We start from the raw sequence: 20903 nt of genomic DNA on the forward strand, positions 1-20903 counted from the left end.
TAAATGTGCATTAAGATATATGAACCCTATTATTGGAAAAATATCTATTTATTCCATGTGATTGCAAATACATTTGGCTATTGATATGTCTAATCCCATAATGATGTACTTATCCTAACTGGCGTTTAAATACTTTAATGGCGAAGAAGTAAGCGATGACCATGATACCGACGCACCAAGCAAGCGCAGTCCAGATATCGTTACTAACAGCCCCTTCATCCAAGAGGGTACGAATCGCATTTACGATTGAAGTTACTGGCTGGTTCTCAGCGAACGCACGGACAATTTTAGGCATAGTTTCGGTGGGAACAAAGGCCGAACTGATAAACGGCAGAAAAATCAGCGGGTACGAGTAAGCATACGACCCTTCCATAGACCTCGCAGTCAAACCGGGAATAATCGCTACCCATGTTAGCGCTAGAGTAAACAGCCCAAGTAACCCAGCTACCACGAGCCAAGCCAGGATATCAGCACTGGAACGGAAGCCCATCAAAAGCGCAACTAGGATAACCACCCCGACAGTAAGAGCATTGGAAACAAGCGAGGTCAACACGTGAGCCCATAATACCGACGAGCGCTTGATGGGCATGGTAATGAAACGCGACATCAGCCCACTCTTTACATCCGTAAACAGCCGCAAAGAAGTGTAAGCAACTCCGGATGCGATAGCCATCAGCAAGATTCCCGGCAATAAATAATTGACGTAGTTATCCGTACCTGTCTCTATAGCACCGCCAAATACGTATACAAACAGTAGCATCATCATGATCGGCGTAATCGCAATCGTGATAATCGTATCTGGGCTACGCATGATGTTTCGCATTAATCGCCCTAGTAATACCCATGTTTTACTTTTCATCTACATTTCCTCCTCTTTTACCGATGATTGCGAGGAAAATTTCCTCCAATGTCGGCTGTTTCTCGATGTACTCCACTTGGGCTTTCGGGAACATCTCCTTGAGTTCGGCAAGGGTACCGGTCGTAATAATCTTTCCGCCATGCAGGATGGCAATACGGTCAGCAAGTAGTTCGGCTTCCTCCAGGTACTGGGTTGTCAGCAAGATAGTCTTGCCGGCACCCGCAAGCTCCTTGATGGTATCCCAAACCTCAATCCGTGCTTCGGGGTCAAGACCTGTCGTCGGTTCATCAAGAAAAATGACTGCTGGCTTCCCGATTAAACTCATGGCGATGTCAAGCCGGCGCTTCATCCCGCCAGAGTACTGTTCGGCCCGCTGGCTGGCAGCATCGTTCAGATCGAATCTTGCTAGTAGATTGTCGGAGACTTGAGCAGGATTCGAAACTCCCCGCAACTTGGCAATCATCATCAGGTTTTCCCTTCCTGTGAGCATGCCATCTAAAGCTGCGAACTGCCCTGTCAAGCTAATGCTATTGCGAACATGGTCTGGTTGACGCTGGACGTCAAAGCCACAAATACCTACTTCGCCACCATCTGGCTTCAACAGCGTAGAAAGGATGTTGACCGCCGTTGTCTTGCCAGCTCCATTTGAGCCAAGCAATGCAAAAATTTCGCCATGCTGCACCTCAAAATCCACTCCCTTTAAGACTCTCTTGTCTTTAAAGGATTTTTTTAACCCTTTTACAGAAATCGCTACGTTACTCATACTTTTTCCTCCTTTTAAAAATCGTTGTAGAGCCACTTTCAATATTTGATACTTAGGTAGCTTTGTCTGAGAAGCGAGTAAGTTACTTGCCTTCAGACAAAGCTGGGTAATTATCTTGTCGAGTACCATGTAAGCTAGATTACAACATTCACTACTTAGTCTCACCGGTAACCTGTATAACTTACTACTAGGTTAAAAATAAAACTGAATAGTGAAGGTGGTAACCCACATTTGTAACCAGCTATTCAGTCGGTATTTTTATTGAATTTACTTTTTTCTCATTCACTTCATGATACTTCATTAGTTTCACTGCTAGGAACATCCACTAGGAATTCCAAGTCAGTCACGATCAATCGTATTGTTCAATTTCGTGCGATATTTGTCCATCCATGTTTTCGAGTCCTTTACTAGTTCATCGCAGAAAGCAGCCACATCTTCCCCTGTTAGGTCAGTGACTTTCTTACCTTCCGCTGCCCCCCCCTCAAAGAGTTCTAGAATGCCACCAAAGATACGGTTAATGTCCTCCCAGTCAGAGGGACCACCAGAGGTCCATATATATTTTTTGATAGCATTGTATGCGTTGCGGTACTCACTTGGAAGTGCCTTAGCACGCCCCTCCATCGCCTTCCATTCGCGCTTGTCATCCAGACTTCCAATTATTTTTTCAATAAAATTCATATTACTCTTCCTTTCTATCTTGTTTTAATTTTAGTTCGTTAATTTTGCTTGAGATGAATTCCCATTTTTCCCAAAAAGTTTCAAGATGCTCTTGGCCTGCTGCGTTGAGCGTGTAAAATTTTCTTGGAGGTCCCATAGTGGATCGCTTTTTCTCAATGTTAACCAGATTGTTTTTCTCAAGCCGCATGGTAATCGTATAAACAGTGCCTTCAACCACATCAGTGAAGCCAAGTTCCCGTAGCTGTTGCGTGATTTCATAGCCGTAAGTTTCCCCGCGGCTAATGATTTCAAGCACACACCCCTCAAGCACCCCTTTCAGCATTTCTGTGATATTTTCCAAATTAATCCCTCATTTTCATTTCACTATTTTCAGTATTCTGTGATACCGGTAATCCGTGTTACTTATTACAAGTATATAGTATTACAAAGTACTGTATTTTGTCAAGAGTCTTTTTTTTATCGGGACAGAGGGTCAGGTTTACTGTCCCTAATTGTATAGTCTGACCCTTATCTTACAGATAAAAATGCTAAAGATATACTTTTTACAGTTCTGAATAGGAAAGCAGGTCACTGTCCCTCGCCCCACTTCTTTTTCCTCGCTAGGCAGAATATATTATTAAAGACATTTATTTCATTTTATGGGGGAGATTTAATGAGGATCCAACGCCTTGGCCATGCAATGTACATATTAAAAAGTAATGAGGAGAAAAATTACTTAATCGATCCATTTTTTGATTTGAATCCTGGTTTTCCAGGGGACTTAGATAAGGAAGAATTCTATCAGTCCATTGATTGTGTATTTTTGACTCATGGACATTTTGATCATACAAGCGGACTATCTAAATTAGTAGAGCATAAGCCAGATGTACTAATCGTTGCACAATACGAATTGGCTATGATTTTACTTCAACAAGGAATCAAAAATGTATTTCCGATTAATCTAGGAGGATCTGTTTCATTAGGGGATGTGACAGCAACAATGGTGCAGGCAAAACATACTTCTTCCTACGGGGAAACAGAGAAAAGTCCAATGTATGCAGGTGAGGCTGCAGGGTATATTTTTGATTTTGTGGATGATTACACCCTGTACTTCTCTGGTGATACTGCATTAATGTATGATATGAAATTAATACAAGACGTATACCAGCCAGAAATTGCAATCCTATCCTCAGCTGGACAATTAACAATGGGACCAAAAGAAGCCGCATATGCTGTAAAACATTTGCTGGATGTGAAATATGTGATTCCGAGTCATTCCTTCCCATCAGAAGTGACAGCTCCATCAAAAGAATCTTTAACCAATTTATTGCGGGCTTTTCCGATAGTTGAGAATATGATTGATAAGGATAATGAGTTTCGTGAATTACTGAAAGATTATAGGGATACGGAAGTAGTGGTAATTGGTTATGGGGAGGAGAAGACTTTCGATAAATAGGCGGAACAAGCCTTGGACAAAAAAATATTGTAAGAAAATTAAAAAGACGAACACTTAGCGTATTGTTCGTCTATCTGTTTCTTATTGTATTTGGGTCGGTTTTAGTGTGGTTATGACGGGGGCTTTTTGTTACACTTAAGATGCAAGCTACTTAATATAAAGAAAAAACAATACTCTTATTAACTAGAGCATTGTTTTTATTCTTATACTTTCATTTTGTGTCAACTTTTCCAATATAAAAAGGTATGTCAAATGGAATTATTTCGCTTCCTGGTGAATAAAATAGACCGACATATCCCCTGCATTTATTTTGGATAATTGATTATTGGATAAAACCCCAATCAACTAATTCAATTCGTTCTCATTTTCTTTTATTTAATCAGGATTCGCCTTTTCAGTTAAAAATGTATATACTATTTAGACTGCCTCTCTTCCAGTTTGTTTTTTAACTCAGATCGCGTTCCAGCAATCGCATGAATAAGCTGATATTGCATTGATAAAATAGCAAGAGGTAGCGGCTTTTCAAAAATAGCTACTATTAATTCTCAATTCTATTTGTTACTCGAGTTCTATCTCCGTTTAGTTGTTTTATTATAGATATCATATAATAGCTTTCGATTGTTTCATTTACCTTATCGTATCCCTGTTCACCAAGCGCAATATAGTCATGTTGTCTACCTTTTCCATATTTATCAAATCTTGATTCATACTCAGGTGATCCATATGCTAATGTAATATCTTTAGTGTCTGGATTAGATCCTAATAATGCTAATATTGGATTAGATGTTGTTCCTTTTTCCAACCAAAAAGTTGCTAGTTCAAAAGCACTTCTTCCTTTTACCCAATGCTCTTTCTTTTCAGGTGAACATTTTCTATACCATTCTACTATAGTATTGATTCGGTCATTGCAATTAAGCCCTTAACATATTATCAAACAGTAAAACCTCCAGATTTGTGGTGGACAAATTCCCCCTATCTTTCCATTCACATTTTTTCTTCTACTCTTAGGATTGCGGGTAATACACTCACCATTTACTTGGTCATTACAAATACTATTTAACTTTAACTCAGGTATTTTTTTAATTGCTCTATAAGTACTTTATTATCCACCTTTTTTCCAGAATATTACTACTTAATCCTATTATGGTTGAACTTATAAAATGCCCTTAATTTTCTCCCTAAAATCTATTGAGGACACTCCCATTTCAATAACAACTAGGAATGTCGTTGCCGTCCACGACATCAATGAGTTCCCCCTTCTCAGCTGCTTTTTTCATTGATAAAAAGATTATCCGATGATTGGCAAAGTGGAAATATTCTTCCTGTACCACCAACTCCTTAATAAGTATTCCATCCACTAATACTGTGCCAAGTACCGCCGCTTCTGCTTCATAGTTCTCATCTTCATATTCTTGTTTTACTCCTAACTAGATTTGTTAATGCTTCCTGAAAACGATGCTTCACAGTCTCTGGAACCCTTCTTGCTTCCTCACGCCACATCTTCATTTGTTCTTAATTCTTATTTTCCTCAGAAGGGTGGGCAACAATATCCGCAATCGTTGGTGGAAAAGGCTTCTAGCCACATAGTTTGTTAGATTCTCCATCACCAACCCATATTCCATCCGCTCTAGTAATGGGATAAGAATTCTTCCCTTCTCTAGCGTTAACTCATATTTTGGATACAATAGCTTAATCGTTTCCAATACATCCATCGCTTCTTGCCGATTCACTAGCCTCCCCTCCTAAGTTCATCAAAGATGGACAGAGAGCCTTGGGCATTCTTCTTTCTAGGATAAAAGGGCTTCTGACTGCGAGTTACTTTTTCCTGACGATAAGCAAGTACCTCTCCTACTGTCTTCAATCCATTCTGTTCCCATTCCTGTATAATCTTCACGATATACCCTATTCTTTTCGCACCATTCTCCCAAGCTCAATTGCAGCACAAATCACCTCATCACTAAATTTCTTCCGCCAAGTTAGAAATCTTTCTTTCGCAAGTGGACTTAATGGACCAATTTGAGATCCATAGTAATGGACAGGATCTACTTCTTCTTTGTCTTGTCTATGTCTATATAGGTACATTCAAATCTTGAAAGGTTTGCTACCAACATTATAAAGCAGGACATTTTCTATATCGAAAAAACCACTTACTTCTGATTCATATAGACAGTAAAGGTACGAAGATTCATTTAAAGAAGATATTGCTTCTCTTAGGTCATTTCTCATATCTAATAGACATCCTTTTGGTTCAAAAGGTAGCCTCTTTTCACACCATAATTAAACTTGGGTATTCGTATCTGAAATTTCTATTACTTAGTTATTCTTCTTTCTATTAGTCACCATATTGCCTCCTAACTCAAGGTAATGGAAACTACTAAATTTATAATCCAGAGAAAATTCAACATTTGCTTGCTAGAAAATTAAAAGCAGAAGTAACCTTGATTGGTTTGCTTCTGCTTATCGTAGTTGTAATCATTTTTTTCTATATTATTATTTGAGAGCAGTTTCGACATTCATTATAGGGTTATGACATAAACTGAGTAACTCTTTTAAATACCTTAGAAGGTTTTTCTTTCAGTTCGCTAATGGGAATTCTTTCTTCTGAATCAAATCTTAATAGTAAAATGTATTCATCTTCTATTTCAATACTTATATTCTTCATAGTGAACTGCACTACCTTTTTTGCTTCATCAACAATCTGATTATCCAATCGGGACTGTACACTATCTGATAATCTTCTAAGCATTCGCCAAATCGTCATCTCTTCCTTTGACTTCATGAAAAGTTCCGGAAGTTCCTTTGCTTCTAATAGATTATCGATCATAGTAATCACATAGTTTGAGATACCATAGCCAACTGGCTTAATTACACTAGATAAAGTTTTCCAATGGTCAATATGGAAAAGCACTGTATCTTCACTAATATTAATATCGTTAATTTTACCATAGTAGTAAATACCGTTCTTTTCCATCACTTCATTAGTGGTATACAATGCCACGTACTCTGCCTCTTGCCAACCTTTACTTAACCGGGGATTTGACAATTCTATAATACGATTTTGTAAGGAGTATTTATATTCCTCTTCTTCTGATACTTTAATAACTATTACCTTTTCTTGAAGTGAGGAATTCCATTCATTTAGTGATCCTCTTGGTAAAATTCCTTCTTCTTGAATCTCTTCAGGGCTCTTATCAATTAGATGTTCTAAGAATTGCTCCACTAATTGTGTTGCATTCGGTAAGAAAGGCAATCCTCCAATGTTCACTTCATCAATACTTTTATATAATTTGTGATCTTGATATATCTCTTCATTATTCCATGGAAAAAGCACATAGGCTCCAAAAGCCTTTCGTTCAAACGGACCATCATTTCTAACTACGATAGAATCCCGATAACGATGCATCGTGTTAATATCCTCTTCCATTGGTCCCGGAATTCCATTATAAATTCTGCCATAAGAAGTATTAGAAAGTGCGAAATCTACACGGTACTTGGAATCAAATACATATTGGTATTCGTAGTCTTTTCCCTTTTTCTCAATACTTAACATTGTGTCAGGAATTTGAGTAGTAGTAGGTAATCGTCCTTCTCGTTGCTGATAAGTAAGTGTAATTTTCTCCTTAGTATGTGGATGTCTGAACACTCTTTTAGCAGTAGAATTCTGTTGCAAATTAACAAATAACCCTTCCCTACTAACTTTAATAATATCTTGGTCTACCATTTCATACTTCTTACCAAGGATCTGCCCTAATTTCAAATATGTCCAATACTCATAAAGAGTTGCCACATCTTTTACCGACAATTGATAAATCTTCCCTTGGAGTTCTAAACCTCGAGAAACGAATAAGAAGATTTTAAATACATCACGATAACCCGGAGCCATTTGTAATACCAAACTCATTATTGATCGGTCTAATTTCCCTACTTGTCCCCAGAATGTATTCCTTACTTTTTTATGAAGATTTATTTTCATATTATTAAGTTCATTTATTATCTCTTGGTCTGGCTTAAAATCATAGTATGAATTTGGATTGGATAGCTTCCAAATTAAATCATCTAATTTTTCGATTAGACGACACATCACCCATTTAATATAACGGTTTTCGTGGTTATCATATGTTAAATCTTTTTTGATGTTTAAACCACTTACGGGCATAAAGTGACTATCAATTATTTTAATTCCGTTATTTGTTTCAACAAAAAGATGCGGACGCTTCTTTAAGAACTGTAACCCTTTTTGGTCTTGCTTACTTAATTGATCTCCTCTCACCTTTTTATATGTTTTTACCAACTTATGATGAGGTTGACGCTCAATTCTATCAATAGCTTGATATAGCTCTTTAAAATGAGACTTCATTAAACGATAAAACTCTGCTCTTGATGGTGTGCCCTCTAATTTTGCTTTTGCACCTAGATACGTCTTTCTAATAAAGTGAAAAGCAAGATTATATATTTCGTCATTTATTTCTTCTAAGAGCTTCACATAATCTTTTCGATAATCAAGTTTTGTAGGGAAAATCTCTATAGTAACAGATAATATGGTTTGATTATTTTCTCGTATTTCAAAGGTAGAAAGACCAACTTCATTTGGAAAGTGTAAATTTCCCATTAATACGTAACTGTCACCTACTTTTACTTCCCCAACAGAATTCCTTAACCCCTGATTTTCATGATAAAAAGATAAACTTCTATTTTCTTTAGGATAGACAACGAGTTGGTAAACACCGTTTTCAAAGAAAATTGGACGATGAAGATATTTTTCTTGAAGATCCAATTCATTAATATCAAACACTCGGACAGAGGAAATCCCATCCCCTTTAATATCTAGTGTCATTGGATCATGAAAGTCCATACTTCGATATTGGTTTAATCCTTCATATTTCTCATGATACGGCTTTCCTTTGATTACAATGGTCATTTCATTTGTTTCAATATGAAGCAACTCCACATCACTATTAACTGATCCAGAAGGAAGTGAAACCATCGACTAACCTCCTACGCATCTCTATTAGCTTTTCTGCACTTTTAGGATATTTAGCATAAGTTAAATCGACATTATCAACATCTTCAGATATTTCAAAAGCACACAATTTAATTAATTCATCTAGGACATCTTTCACACGACTATCACTCCCAGAAATCCGTGGAAGTATTTTTTGTAGTAAACAATGATCCATTGCTTGATTAAAATCCATAACTTGTCCTTCTTCGCTGTAAGCAATGTACATACATATTTCGTCTCTTACGCGATAACCTACATGGGCTTGTATCTTTTCTAGTATTTTATTTACAACTTCTAATTCTCTGGTTACTTTATGCACCACATCAGGATTATCTTTATATAAATCTTTTAAGTGAACATATTTAGATTCTAGAACTTCTTGTTGTATAGCAATCGGTTCTACTTCTTCAAGTTCTTGTAGAAAGTCTAAGTAATTTAATTGGACTCGATTAAATTCTATCGTATTTGCACGATCCAACACTTTTTTACTAAATGGATGTGTTGTCTCATCCATATTTACAGTACCAACGATATAAAGGTTTGCAGGTAGATAGAAATTTTTACCCGCTATCTCTTCCGTTAGCACTACAGAAGTTACAATATCACCTTCTTCGTTGAATGAGCGACTTTCCATGACGCTTAAGATGTCACTAAAATAATATTCAACTCGAGCAAGATTCATTTCATCTAAGAGTACGATATATGGTTTCTCCGGATGATCACTTGCTGTTTTAATTACTTTAGTTAAAGGTCCTTCTTTGAAATCACCTTTTATATCTGTGTATCCTAGTAAGTCAGAGCCATCGCTCCAGTCTGGACGAACAGGAATAATGGTAAATTGTCCGTTAGCTTCTGTTGCACCGATTGCTTCAGCAAACCAACGGACAATCATGGTTTTTCCTGTTCCGGAGATACCGGAAAGGATGACGAAGGGTTTTGTTTTTAGTGAAAGGAAGAAATTTATGACTTCTTCTTTTTCGTAGTAGAAGCCTTTGGATTTTATGTAAGAATGAATATGATCAATAACTTCCCTACCAGTCATAGATACTTTTTCCTTTTCTTCTATTTTTTCATTTCCAAAAAAGACAGATTTATATTCTTTAATTTTTCTTCCAACTTGAATATCAAACCTATCTTCAAACAATTGATATAAGTTCATTGCAAACTCATCTGATAATGCGTAGAAAAATCCCATGTTTAAGTTTCCATTTACGTCAAAGGGGCCTTGCTCTTTTATTCTCCAGTCCTTTGGAATTTCATCTTTACCTATGAATGGATTCAACTCAAAATAAGACAATTCAACTAAATATCCTTTTTCCTCCCATTCATTACTTGCAACTTCTGATGGCCTTGGTGCTACTTCTGCTTTTTCCTTTACAATACCAATAGATCGAATAGTCTTCTCTGAATAGCAAAAAACAATATCACCAGCCTTTGCTTCTAGCAGTCTAACATGATATGAAACCGCTCTACCTTGTTTTGTTTTTTGAGGTGCCCATAGGAATTCACCATCTCTTTGCTGTTTATATGCCTTCCCCATATTAACCCACCAGAATGTAGGTTTACCCTCATTCTCATGTTTTGTCCTAAAAGCCATCTTATAAATATAAGGATCACCAGTTTTAAAAAAGTCTATGAACTCAGACAGTTCCTTTGGAGTTATTATTGGCTTTTTAGACTTTTTTCCATCCCGTTCCTGCAATAGATAACCATGGGAAGTAGCAAATTCTCTCTTTAATAATTCTTTTAGTTCATCATTTTTATCATATCTAATTTGTAAAGAACCTTTTTCTTTTCCTTCTGGCCTTCTTACGTTAACCAGTTTAACCTCATATAATTTTCCTTCATAAATCAACTTTAGAGGCACACTTTCTCCAACCTCTAAAGGTTGACTACCATTAGCTTCAGCAAAGTCTTCATAAAACTCTTTGGGAATTGTAGTACCATTAATAAAAATAGACCAATCTATTTGTTTTCTTCCAATTAAATTTTTTAAATTTGGTTTGGACCAACTTTTTACTATTTTCACGTACTCACCATCTAACGTTATTTTTTCATAAGAACCTATCTGTAATAATTCATTTTTTCATTTTAGAACTTTCTCATACAATTTTAACATAATTCTGGCATTTTAATCGTAATCTTCGATTACGAAATCTCAGTCAAATGAATTCAACATAATTTTTCAACTCAAAATCATCCACTATGGTTTAAACAATATTTCGAATTTATATTAAGTATTTAACCTCTCAATTGTTCTGCTCAAAACACCTTATTGTTGCTTCAAACTGTCCACTATACACAATACACATCTTTTACCTTAGAACTTTATACAAATACAACTGTTAATTCAAAAATCCTGTGTCAAACCCAAGCAAGTACTAGAAAATATAAAAACAATGCTTATTATAATGAGCATTGTTTTTATAAAAGGCTAATATTAATATTGATAATGATATTAATTTAAATCTTTATAATCCGAACTCTTTTTTAAGAATCTGAATGAGTTTTTCTGCTGAATTTTTATCTATTTGAATAGATTGGCTGATCTTCCCTCGATATAATCGATCATTCGTTCCATAAGTATCTATTTGTACATATTTTGTTCCATTTGTACTACTGAAGCTGGAATAACTTGCTTCAACTTCCTTGTGTATCAAATTACAATCTTTTTCAACTCTCTTGATTTTTTTAACATCTATAAACGCCATTTTATCCCCCGCAAAAATTCATTATGCTTTATTGTATGAGATACATTTTCATCTTGAAATCTACAATCCAATAGATATCATACTTTCTCTTTCTACTGAATTAGTTTTTCTAACGTGATTAAGAGCCTTTATAATTTCAATAGCAATTATTTGAGCTACGTCAACCGATACTGCATTTCCAGCCTGTTTATATAATCTTCCTTCTGATACAGGCTTCCCATTTATAGTACTTGGTAACTTATAACCATTACCAATTGGAAATCCTTGTAATCTAAAAGTTTCTTCAGGTGTTAATTTTCTAATTCCATCTTTTACTTTTATTAATGGAACATTGTGTCCACCAGTTCCCATATTTGCGGTTAAAGTAGGACAAACTCCACTTTTGTTTTGTCTAATATACATTCCTCTTCTTATTTGATAAAATTCATATTCATCTCTTATTTGTTCTTCAATATTAACACGTTGCTCTTTTCTCTCTTTTACATCCATTGCATAATATTCTTCCTCAGATAAAAAGTAAAAAGGATATTTCTCTTTAGTATAAAAGTACTTTTCATTGTCATTTTTCCTTTTACTTAAATCAAGATCTAAACAACTTTTAATTTCTCGTATTCTTTGTTTTTCATCCTTTTCTATCTTAAATTGTTCTATCTTATCAAATAAAGTAAATTGTTTTGCAACTTTTGGATCCTGAAATGCAACAATATATATTCTTTCACGATTTTGAGGTAGGTTTGTAATATCTTTTGTATTAATTATCTTTTCTTTGACAATATAATCTAAGGATTCCAATTCATTTTTTATTATTTCGAACGTTCTTCCATTGTCATGTGTTCTAAGGTTTTTAATGTTTTCTAGAAAAAGAATTTTGGGTTTGAAATGTTTCTTTTTTAGTAAATTTATCAGATCAATTATACTCCAAAATAAAACTCCTCTTTCATCATCAAAACCTTTTCTATATCCCGCAATACTAAACGCTTGGCAAGGAAAACCACCTACTAATATATCAATTTTCTGACTAAGTATTTCTTCCCTTTTTAGCTTATATTCTTCTTCTTCGGTTGAATTTATTGCCCTTTCTGGTTTCACTATTTTTTCAATATCGCCAATAATAACATGATGATTAAAATTCTCTAGGTAAGTTGCTGCGGCATATTCATCAATCTCATTTGCCCAAATAAGTTCAAAATAGTCTTCCTCATAGGAAGCATTTTTGAAACCTAAATCAATGCCTCCAACTCCAGCAAAAAGACTTCCAACTGTATACTTCATATGATTTTCCCCTTAGCAATTCTTTTAACTCCATTATAGCATCAACACTTGAAAAAACGAATCACTTTTTCAAGTTTTTAAATTCATGTAATATCTTTCTTAAAGCTTCACTTCTACTTTTTCCATCGTGGGCTTCAATAAAACTAACTTCCTCTTCCGTCAACTGAAATGTATACCCCTTTTTTTTATTCTTTCTATCTATTATTTTTCTACCGGATCCTTCTCGAAATCCTCCCCAGTTATCACTCAATATTACCACTCCGATTATTCTTTTCCCTATCTTTGTCATGCTTAAATTAAAATTATACCACAACACATATACAAACTACTAAGACAGAATGCAATGGAGTAAAAAAGAAAAAAGACGGGGGTTCTTCTCCCCCATCTCTTCTTTATTAGATTTCAATTTAGTATCATTAGTTCGAAATTAGTACGTCCCATCCTTCATCAAGAGCTTTTTGGTACAAGTAATATAGAACTTTTGATTGTTTTTCAGAAGGAACAACTATTTTTCCTTCTGAATATTTTTTTAGTATATCCCTTTGCGTGATTGTCAAAGATCTAATATTTCCTTCGCTCATGTAGTACCCATATAGTTGTATCCAATCTTCTATATTAGTCTTAACAACAAAGGATTGCATCTCTATCCCAGTATCCAATTTTTTATTTTCTTTATCTATCTTTTCTTCAAATTTTGCTTCTTCTTTACTCTTGAGTAATTTGGTTATAGAATTAAGATTAATTTCAATTTTACTAACTACTTGCCAGCATCCTTCTTTCTTACACCATTGTGCAACATTGGCAGCACCATCAGGTGGATCTGTAATTGTAAAATAAGCAGTTTTTGTAATATCTTTTAATAGATCTACTAATTCAACTGGTAACCTTTGGTCCTCCCATATCCTATTAAAATCTAAATAGAGATTTTTCTTTTTTATTACATGTGACAATAGTGCTATTGAATAAGTGACTGTCTGTGCTCTAAAAGCATTTTGATACCATGCTGCCTTAGAAATAATCTTTTCAGTTGTACGGAAGAGTAAAACCCTTGCTACAGAATCTTTAAAATAACTTTCAGTAATAGCGAGTTGATTTTTTTCAATTGTATCTGTTACAGAGTTTGCAAATTCTACAAAACTATATTGAGCACCTTTAGAAACAACATGTGGCTTTCTGTCCCAAGAATTTTCACTCTTCGCGAGAAAGGTTTTATCAATTAGCTGATTCTTAGGATTCTCAATTTGAAATTGTCTTTTCTTAGCAGCTGTTAAATAAGCCTGTTCATTTAGATACTCCCCTCGTACTCTTTCATAAAACCAATGTGTTCTTCTTTGAGTTCCACCCCTATTAGTAACCCAAATTCGTTTAGAATAATCCTTCATTTCTTTATGGAAAGGACTATTTGAAAAGAAATCAGACTTATTAACTTTATTTTGAGTATTTGCATACTGTGAAACGTTTGAAACAAATTCACTTTTCTTCTCTAAATCGTTTACAACTGAAAGTTTCATTTGAACTGCAACTTTAGAAATATCAAGTTTTGAGTTCTTTTTTGCAGCATAAATTGCAGAAGTAGTTTGACCACCATTTACTATTTGAAAATCTGTTATTTTGGTTATTAAGCCGTTTTTTGTTTCTACATTTGTAGCTGTTGCAGTTATTCCATTATTATATGCAAAAAACATTTCAGGTTTATACTGAATTGTATTCTTAATTCCTTTATTTACTTGACCTCTAAATTGTAAAAAAGTCCGCACATTCTGTTCAAGAAGTTTTTGCCCGAATTCATCATAAATTTTATATAACTGCTCACCATTTAAGATGCCCAGGTATGATTGATATTCATTAGAAGTAGAATTGACTTTTATGAACGGAACTTCTAACTCTATATCGTATGAATCAGATTCATTTTCCGATAGAAATATACTATATAAGAAATTAATGTCTACAATTTGAAAGCTACTTTCTATATCCGAAATGGTCTGGTTAGGTATCTCGGAAATACTTCTTGTAACTTTGCCATCTGTTAAAATTATTAATCTTATTTTATCTATAAGCTTGTTTTGCATAAATCTAAATATATTGTAAGCAAGAGAATATGCTTCAGATGTTTCTTCTAAATCTTGATACATTCCCCTACTACTAAATTCTATAAACTTTTGAAGTCTTTTGTACTTTGTTGAGACTTGTTGCTTAGTCAATGTTTCAATATTATCTGATTGGAAAAATTGAAAGTTAATCAGAGTAAGTAATCTTCTCTCTTCATCATAGTCATAACCATAAACTTCTATTCCCTGTTTAATGAACTCTGCCATAGTATAATTATTTGTAAGTTCCCCAACTCGCATTAAATCCTCACAAACTAATTCAAAGAATGACTGCGCTTTTAATAATCCTCTACTCTCTGAATCAGATAAAACTGATTGCAAAAAATCCTCATGAAATTCTTCTATAGAAATCATAAATAACACCCCTGTTTATCTTAAAACATCGGTAATTTGCACTGCGTAATCATTACATCCTGCCAAGTCAATACTATATTTTAAATCTTTAATCCATGGAGAAACCTTGTTAATATCTATTCTCGGAAAATCATCTTTCACTTCATAACAACTAAACTTATCTACTACAAAACTACTAAGCTCCTGATGTAATTCAGGAATATAACCATATTTTTCTAGTTTTTCTACGAACTCTATTAAAAGATTATCAAAATCTATTAATTCTGTAATAGAATCAACAATATTTTTAATATTCTCTCCCCTACTAACCTCAGTTAAAGAACAAACAATTAAATATAGTGGGGTCTTTTCTGGATTAAGTTGCTGCTTAGATGATATCCATACATATCCACTAGAAGTACTTCTATGAGATTTAACTTCAATTGATAGGCTATCCATTAGAAAGTCCTGACTATCACCAAGTGCACCAACCCAACTATGAATACCATCAAAGTATCCATATTTTGGAATAATGTACTCCCGAAGTATTAGTAATTCACTAAACAGCCCCATTTCTTCTTCTTTGGACATTTTCTTTAAGGACTTTCTTTGTAATAATTTTTGCCATCTTTCTAAACGCTTTATTACTTTTGTAATAACATTTTTATCTATATTTTTAATAATTCCGATTAGATCGTTGCATAAAGTTAAAAATATTTCCCAATCCTTCTTATCATTTAATAATAGTATAAGCTTATTAGGATTGGTTGTATTATCAATCTCTATTTGTATTCCATTTAATTTTATTTCCCGATTAGGTAGAATGAAATTTTCATCACACTGTAACATTAATCCATATTGATTTTTTATATCCATGATCCAAAATGCATCATAACTAATATTATCTTTAACTCGTATTCTGCTTAATCTATCTAAATTTACCCATGGATTAATCAGTGTAGTCATACTCTTCACCATCTTCTCCTAGTCTATAAGCTTCTTCTAATTGTTTTTTATAAACTGGATTTATCCGGACTTTCAAACTACTATTATGTGATTCTTTAAATAAAGGAAAACTAATACCAAATCCCGTAACTAAATGAGTATTACCATCATCTTCATTCTTAAGTTCTAATGCGTGTAGCATTAATAGAGGTCTATCCATTTTCCCTCTCATCTCTGCAGAACTCAAATCCTTGAACTCTTCTCTTACTATTATTTTTTCAGGATTAGCCCTTGAAAGAGTTCTATTAGTCACCTCATAATAACCTTGTTTTCCTTTAACCTTACGGGATTGACGATTAATCGAAACCGAATCAGATATAAACTGGTTTTCACCAGTTCCATTATATAAAACGACATCCCAATTCAGATTAGATTCTTTAAGATATTCCCTGATAAATGAAACCGGCATCCTAGATCTAATACCTAGAGGATCATTAGTGTAATGCTTATAGTTTAGGACAAAATCCTTTATCTTTGTAATATCAACATTTCTCCAAACATAACTCTTTTTAACTACTTTATGTTCATATTTCTGATTTTGTAGTCCACGAATAAATTGTTCCAATAGTGCTTCGTTAGTACTTATATCATCAGCATCATTGCTTATCCATCTAGTTTCTTTCATAGTACCATCTAAATTCATTTTCAGATACATATCTTCAGTATTTTTAGATTTATTACGTGCAGTTACCTGTAAAAGGCTGTCAGGATGTAATTGTACAGCTAGACCGAAATCTTCTGGAGTTAGACCTTCTTCCCTCATAATATTTAAACGGTTAACTAATTCATTAGTGGCATTAATAATAAACCCGAATTTTTTATTCATATCGTCAGTAAGATATATTCTACAAATATCCTCATAGCCTATACGATACCCAAACCAACGACCCATTTGCATTAATGTGTCATAATATATCGTTGTTCTAAGGAAATAACTAACACTTAACCCTTCAAGGGTAAAACCGCGCGACAAACTCAACCCACCAATAACTATTACATTTGTTTGTATATCCTTCCTATATTCTAATTTGATTTTGGCGCTCTGATGAACATCTCTTATCTGCACAGTATCTATTATTAAGCAAATTTCCTTTAAAACATTTTCAAAATCAAATTCAATATCATTCAATCTTGTATTAAAAGTATCCTTCATTTCTGCTAGGTGATGAGAATAATCGTATGGATTGTCTAAATTACCATAAGATTTTATATCCATTTTTAATATTTCAAAATACTTCTCAACAATTTTTTTTACTTTAATATGGACATCAGTAAATCTAGAGATATGAATTAACATACTATTGTGTTTTTTCTGACTTCGGAGATTTCTAATAGCTATATTTATAATAAATAAACGTACAGCATCATATAAACTATCAGGAAGTTCCTCAATTTCATAAGCATAATCTTTCTTATGTTTAATTTGAAAAGGTAATTTTCCAACTGGATAATCAGCCTCTTCATTAATCTCAAAAACAGCTTCATCTGATGGAATCTCAATGACATAATTATCATTATCTTGATCAAATATTTTTTCTGCACCAAAATAATTTGATGGTGCACTTAAAGCGTAAATAAAATCTCTGGGAAATAAATCCATTCCTACTTTGTCATTTTTAGCTTCATGATCAATAAATATATTTGCAAATGGAGTTGCAGTATACGCAACATATGAACTCTTTTTAAATTTTTTCAAAAGCAAACGTATTTTCTCATTAATTACTGTCGGATTTTCCTCATCTTTTGTATTAATTGATGCATAATCTGATTCATCATCAATTACCAACATTGCTTTATCAATTTGGTTTTTATAATGTTTATCTAACCATTCTAATAGATTTGATAATGGTTTAGTATGTTTTTTAATAACAACCAATATAGGCAATTGCATATTTTCAAAATTTGTAGTTTCTCTGGCCTTTGCCGTTTCTATTTTAAAATCATTAGTTGAGTTTGTTAAACTGTCAGGCATTTTATCTCGTCTAAATCCTGCTAATTTGCCTACCCCTTGATAATTTGATCCAACAAATACCTCATCCAATCTATTTTGCGTCTGATTCCTTAGATTATTTTGTCCACCTGCAATTACAACTATAAAGCGATATCCTGCATCAGCTGCTTTACAGATTAACGCTGCATAATTAGAGGTTTTTCCTGACTGTACATGACCTACTACCATCCCATATCTAGAAAAAGCTTCTTCTAATTCAGGATCAGCTAAATTATTCATTATAACATCTGTATCTTCATCTATAGTATCTAATACTTCTAGTGGCAGATCATTTTTCATGTATGCCATATAATTTTCTATATAATAATTATCTGTTTCTATCTGTTTTTTACCCGACCACCAATTTAAATCTCTATTTCTTTGTTCGTTACCGGTGACTAATATACCTGTTTTAATACGGACCATGAAGGACTGCTCTAATTCTGTTTGAAGGTAAAACCATTCTTTATCTGTTAAAGGTTTAATATTATTTATATTCTCTACACCTAGGATTGTCTTCAAAAAAGTTGGAGGGGTAGAATTAATGATGTTTTTCCAGTCTTCTATGGCCTTATAAATAGTTTCTTCTTGTAGAACTTTATTTTTTTGTAGATTTTCAACAATCTTCTCTTTGACCAGTTCGTACATCTTAGTATTTTCTTTAAGATCTTGCATTATCAAAAAACTCCTCCTTATTCTTATATAATTCAGTCCTCAATAATTCTTTAATAAAGTCTTCACTTACCCCTTTCGATCTCCAGCTATCAACAAGGGTCTTAATATCATTTTCATTTAAAAGTGATTCTTGATTCACTTTTAACGGATTAGAATTTAACTGTGCAACTATAGCATCCAATGGTAAGTAGCTTTCAAGACCCATTAAGGTAACATTAAGCAGGCGTTTTTTTCCCTCGTCTAGACCTTCTTCTAACTCTCGAATTATAGGATGATTTCTATTTATCGTAAATTGTATTTTGTCATTATTCGCTTTAAGTTCCCAAAACCGAGTAGTAGTTCTATCTTCTATTTTTCTTCCCCTACCAGTGTATGGTCTTGAACCTTTTACAGTAACTTGTTGAATGATTCTCTTCAAATCACTTTTTATTTCACTGACTGGGTTTGCTGTGGATTTCTTAATATCAATTCCCCAAGCCTGATCCTGATTATTTGGTATATCAATACGAATACGAACTAGTTTATGGGCATCTTTCATTCGATGCATCCCCCACCAAGTACCGTATATTAAAAGACGATGGGCGCGATACAAATAAAATCCCTGAGATTTTGTATAACCATCTTTGGTAGCATATTTTTCAAATTCTAATTGTGAAAGCTTAGAGTGATGAGGTAAAATAAAAGGTTGAATATTTATTTCTGAGTCACGATATCTTATTTTCTCCTGCAACAATTGTTGAGTCGCAATGTGTTTAGGGTTGAATGGGTTAAATGGTTTCAACTGTATATTATTCACATAAATATTTAAAGCTTTTTTTCCAGGAACTACTCCTTCTAAAAAACGATGAAATACCAACGATAAGTGATCTCTTAATGTATCTAATTTTTCGGAAATGTCATCCTTTGTAAATGTATCTATTCCATTCCATATTACCAAGGTTCCACTATCTTGTTTCTTTAGTTCTTTATAAAGAGGATTATTCTCACACTCTTTAATTGTTGGAGTTATTAAAAACCACCTATTGGATTCAGATATATATTTTAAGTCCCATTGTTTAATAGAGATTACTTCATTTTTCTTAGATAATACAGTTAGTTTAGTACACTGAGAAAATGAAGCGGTTTTCAAACCTAAACCAAATTTCCCCAAGTCATCTGATTCTCTGGAAGAATCCGGGTCATTTGTTGCTAATCTCATAGCATCAACGAGCTCACCATTCGTCATACCATTACCATCATCTAATAAGGCAAATGACAGACTTGGAGATGGAATACAAAATATTTTTACATTATTAGCTTTAGCAGTAATACTGTTGTCAAGGACATCTGCAACTGCAACTTCAAATGTATAACCAATATCCCTTAAGGATTTAACGAAATTTGCAACATTTGGCTGTACTTCTTGAGTTTTCATTTTTTTCACCATCTTTACTTTTTAATTAAATGAAGTTGTTAATTTTTAGTTCTTTTCTACTATTCTATTATCTATTTTGATTTGATACAATATTCACTGGTAAAATTTCTATACTTTGTTTATCTTTAATATTATCATAACTTTTAAGTACTAATAGTATAGTTTTACATTTTCCATATATTACTCTGGTATGCTGATAGATATGTAAGAATATTTCCCCCATGCCTATAATCTACTTGAAATAACTTCCTCAGGAATAAAAATAACAGCCATGATCAACAACACAACATAACCAATCACTCTATCTTTATATCGTAACAAAAAAACTACCTTTAATACCTAAAGCCAATGTAGCAAACCTATCTACAAAAATCCCCGCACCATTAAAAATCCACAATCACCGATCTTCAGACATCTGCTCTATCACCTTTCCAACATTCCCCCTCAAATCCTCATCACTAAACCCATCATTATCTACAGAATAACGATACCCAGATTCATCCCTTAAATATATCGCAAAGTATTTCTTCCAATAATTGTTTGAAGACATTTCCTCATGTTCCTTGTATTGGAACCCTCTAGATGGACAATATCTATTTTCAATTCTTCCCCGTACTTGTTCGCTAGATAAACTTCCATCATATTCTCAAGTGACTTT

General features: G+C 33.7%; 20 protein-coding genes. 1 reads left to right on the forward strand and 19 read right to left on the reverse strand.

Annotated features, from left to right (window positions below; translation table 11 throughout):
• Positions 1 to 109: 109 nt before the first annotated feature.
• From TY11_RS18330 to TY11_RS18345, 4 genes are all read right to left on the reverse strand, one after another.
• Positions 110 to 859, reverse strand: a complete 750-nt coding sequence (locus TY11_RS18330) for an ABC transporter permease (RefSeq protein WP_042149663.1) — start codon at positions 857 to 859, stop codon at positions 110 to 112.
• A complete protein-coding gene (locus tag TY11_RS18335; RefSeq protein WP_042149667.1) occupies positions 849 to 1622 on the reverse strand; it encodes an ABC transporter ATP-binding protein in 774 nt (257 codons plus the stop codon). Before TY11_RS18335 ends, TY11_RS18330 begins: the two co-directional genes overlap by 11 nt.
• Before the next feature lie 339 nt (positions 1623 to 1961).
• Positions 1962 to 2300, reverse strand: coding sequence for a DUF1048 domain-containing protein (locus tag TY11_RS18340; protein ID WP_042149670.1), 339 nt, complete (start codon positions 2298 to 2300; stop codon positions 1962 to 1964).
• 1 nt (position 2301) lies between these two features.
• Positions 2302 to 2640: a PadR family transcriptional regulator gene (locus TY11_RS18345; protein ID WP_042149674.1), complete on the reverse strand. Its 339-nt coding sequence runs from the start codon at positions 2638 to 2640 to the stop codon at positions 2302 to 2304.
• 312 nt (positions 2641 to 2952) lie between these two features.
• On the opposite strand from TY11_RS18345, the gene TY11_RS18350 reads away from it, so the two are divergent.
• On the forward strand, positions 2953 to 3735 hold the full coding sequence (locus TY11_RS18350; protein WP_042149675.1) for a metal-dependent hydrolase: 783 nt from the start codon (positions 2953 to 2955) through the stop codon (positions 3733 to 3735).
• Between the two features lie 538 nt (positions 3736 to 4273).
• Here the strand turns inward: TY11_RS18350 and TY11_RS18355 are convergent.
• The 15 genes from TY11_RS18355 to TY11_RS20545 all read right to left on the reverse strand — a co-directional run bounded on the left by TY11_RS18355 (position 4274) and on the right by TY11_RS20545 (position 20795).
• Positions 4274 to 4633, reverse strand: a complete 360-nt coding sequence (locus tag TY11_RS18355) for a DUF6946 family protein (protein WP_491630660.1) — start codon at positions 4631 to 4633, stop codon at positions 4274 to 4276.
• Positions 4634 to 4940: 307 nt separating this feature from the next.
• The gene (locus TY11_RS21145) at positions 4941 to 5093 is read right to left on the reverse strand and encodes a DnaB-like helicase N-terminal domain-containing protein (RefSeq protein ID WP_081755988.1); all 153 of its coding nucleotides are present in this window, start codon (positions 5091 to 5093) and stop codon (positions 4941 to 4943) included.
• Positions 5094 to 5237: 144 nt separating this feature from the next.
• Positions 5238 to 5465 carry a replicative helicase loader/inhibitor gene (locus TY11_RS18360; protein WP_042149680.1) on the reverse strand — a complete coding sequence of 76 codons (228 nt, stop codon included), beginning with the start codon at positions 5463 to 5465 and terminating at the stop codon, positions 5238 to 5240.
• Positions 5465 to 5629, reverse strand: coding sequence for a DnaD domain-containing protein (locus TY11_RS21150; RefSeq protein ID WP_197025120.1), 165 nt, complete (start codon positions 5627 to 5629; stop codon positions 5465 to 5467). Before TY11_RS21150 ends, TY11_RS18360 begins: the two co-directional genes overlap by 1 nt.
• An 8-nt stretch (positions 5630 to 5637) precedes the next feature.
• Positions 5638 to 5817: a hypothetical protein gene (locus tag TY11_RS18365; RefSeq protein WP_042149684.1), complete on the reverse strand. Its 180-nt coding sequence runs from the start codon at positions 5815 to 5817 to the stop codon at positions 5638 to 5640.
• A gap of 442 nt (positions 5818 to 6259) precedes the next feature.
• Positions 6260 to 8719, reverse strand: coding sequence for a restriction endonuclease-like protein (locus TY11_RS18370; protein WP_042149687.1), 2460 nt, complete (start codon positions 8717 to 8719; stop codon positions 6260 to 6262).
• The gene (locus tag TY11_RS18375; RefSeq protein WP_042149690.1) at positions 8691 to 10766 is read right to left on the reverse strand and encodes an McrB family protein; all 2076 of its coding nucleotides are present in this window, start codon (positions 10764 to 10766) and stop codon (positions 8691 to 8693) included. Before TY11_RS18375 ends, TY11_RS18370 begins: the two co-directional genes overlap by 29 nt.
• A 442-nt stretch (positions 10767 to 11208) precedes the next feature.
• Positions 11209 to 11448 (reverse strand): hypothetical protein, encoded by a 240-nt coding sequence (locus TY11_RS18380; protein ID WP_042149693.1) that lies wholly within the window; start codon positions 11446 to 11448, stop codon positions 11209 to 11211.
• A 60-nt stretch (positions 11449 to 11508) separates the two neighbouring features.
• Positions 11509 to 12720 (reverse strand): DNA (cytosine-5-)-methyltransferase, encoded by a 1212-nt coding sequence (dcm, locus tag TY11_RS18385; RefSeq protein WP_042149697.1) that lies wholly within the window; start codon positions 12718 to 12720, stop codon positions 11509 to 11511.
• A 61-nt stretch (positions 12721 to 12781) separates the two neighbouring features.
• Positions 12782 to 12970 carry a hypothetical protein gene (locus TY11_RS18390; RefSeq protein WP_042149701.1) on the reverse strand — a complete coding sequence of 63 codons (189 nt, stop codon included), beginning with the start codon at positions 12968 to 12970 and terminating at the stop codon, positions 12782 to 12784.
• A 166-nt stretch (positions 12971 to 13136) separates the two neighbouring features.
• Entirely contained in the window at positions 13137 to 15182 is a 2046-nt protein-coding gene (locus tag TY11_RS18395) for an AIPR family protein (RefSeq protein WP_042149704.1), read from the reverse strand.
• Positions 15183 to 15197: 15 nt separating this feature from the next.
• Positions 15198 to 16127 carry a PD-(D/E)XK motif protein gene (locus tag TY11_RS18400; protein WP_231495877.1) on the reverse strand — a complete coding sequence of 310 codons (930 nt, stop codon included), beginning with the start codon at positions 16125 to 16127 and terminating at the stop codon, positions 15198 to 15200.
• On the reverse strand, positions 16111 to 18831 hold the full coding sequence (locus tag TY11_RS18405; protein ID WP_042150450.1) for a Z1 domain-containing protein: 2721 nt from the start codon (positions 18829 to 18831) through the stop codon (positions 16111 to 16113). The genes TY11_RS18400 and TY11_RS18405 overlap by 17 nt, the downstream gene beginning before the upstream one ends.
• Positions 18818 to 20245 (reverse strand): ATP-binding protein, encoded by a 1428-nt coding sequence (locus TY11_RS18410; protein WP_042149710.1) that lies wholly within the window; start codon positions 20243 to 20245, stop codon positions 18818 to 18820. The genes TY11_RS18405 and TY11_RS18410 overlap by 14 nt, the downstream gene beginning before the upstream one ends.
• Before the next feature lie 397 nt (positions 20246 to 20642).
• Entirely contained in the window at positions 20643 to 20795 is a 153-nt protein-coding gene (locus TY11_RS20545) for a hypothetical protein (protein ID WP_155982737.1), read from the reverse strand.
• Between the last annotated feature and the right edge of the window lie 108 nt (positions 20796 to 20903).

This window comes from Paucisalibacillus algeriensis (assembly GCF_000577245.1).
GTDB lineage: Bacteria > Bacillota > Bacilli > Bacillales > Amphibacillaceae > Ornithinibacillus.

Coding starts and splice junctions, on each gene's coding strand:
- TY11_RS18330 (WP_042149663.1), bottom strand. CDS start 859: ATGAAAAGTAAAACATGGGTATTACTAGGGCGATTAATGCGAAACATC.
- TY11_RS18335 (WP_042149667.1), bottom strand. CDS start 1,622: ATGAGTAACGTAGCGATTTCTGTAAAAGGGTTAAAAAAATCCTTTAAA.
- TY11_RS18340 (WP_042149670.1), bottom strand. CDS start 2,300: ATGAATTTTATTGAAAAAATAATTGGAAGTCTGGATGACAAGCGCGAA.
- TY11_RS18350 (WP_042149675.1), top strand. CDS start 2,953: ATGAGGATCCAACGCCTTGGCCATGCAATGTACATATTAAAAAGTAAT.
- TY11_RS18365 (WP_042149684.1), bottom strand. CDS start 5,817: ATGTACCTATATAGACATAGACAAGACAAAGAAGAAGTAGATCCTGTC.
- TY11_RS18370 (WP_042149687.1), bottom strand. CDS start 8,719: ATGGTTTCACTTCCTTCTGGATCAGTTAATAGTGATGTGGAGTTGCTT.
- TY11_RS18380 (WP_042149693.1), bottom strand. CDS start 11,448: ATGGCGTTTATAGATGTTAAAAAAATCAAGAGAGTTGAAAAAGATTGT.
- dcm (WP_042149697.1), bottom strand. CDS start 12,720: ATGAAGTATACAGTTGGAAGTCTTTTTGCTGGAGTTGGAGGCATTGAT.
- TY11_RS18395 (WP_042149704.1), bottom strand. CDS start 15,182: ATGATTTCTATAGAAGAATTTCATGAGGATTTTTTGCAATCAGTTTTA.
- TY11_RS18400 (WP_231495877.1), bottom strand. CDS start 16,127: ATGACTACACTGATTAATCCATGGGTAAATTTAGATAGATTAAGCAGA.
- TY11_RS18405 (WP_042150450.1), bottom strand. CDS start 18,831: ATGCAAGATCTTAAAGAAAATACTAAGATGTACGAACTGGTCAAAGAG.
- TY11_RS18410 (WP_042149710.1), bottom strand. CDS start 20,245: ATGAAAACTCAAGAAGTACAGCCAAATGTTGCAAATTTCGTTAAATCC.
- TY11_RS20545 (WP_155982737.1), bottom strand. CDS start 20,795: ATGTCTTCAAACAATTATTGGAAGAAATACTTTGCGATATATTTAAGG.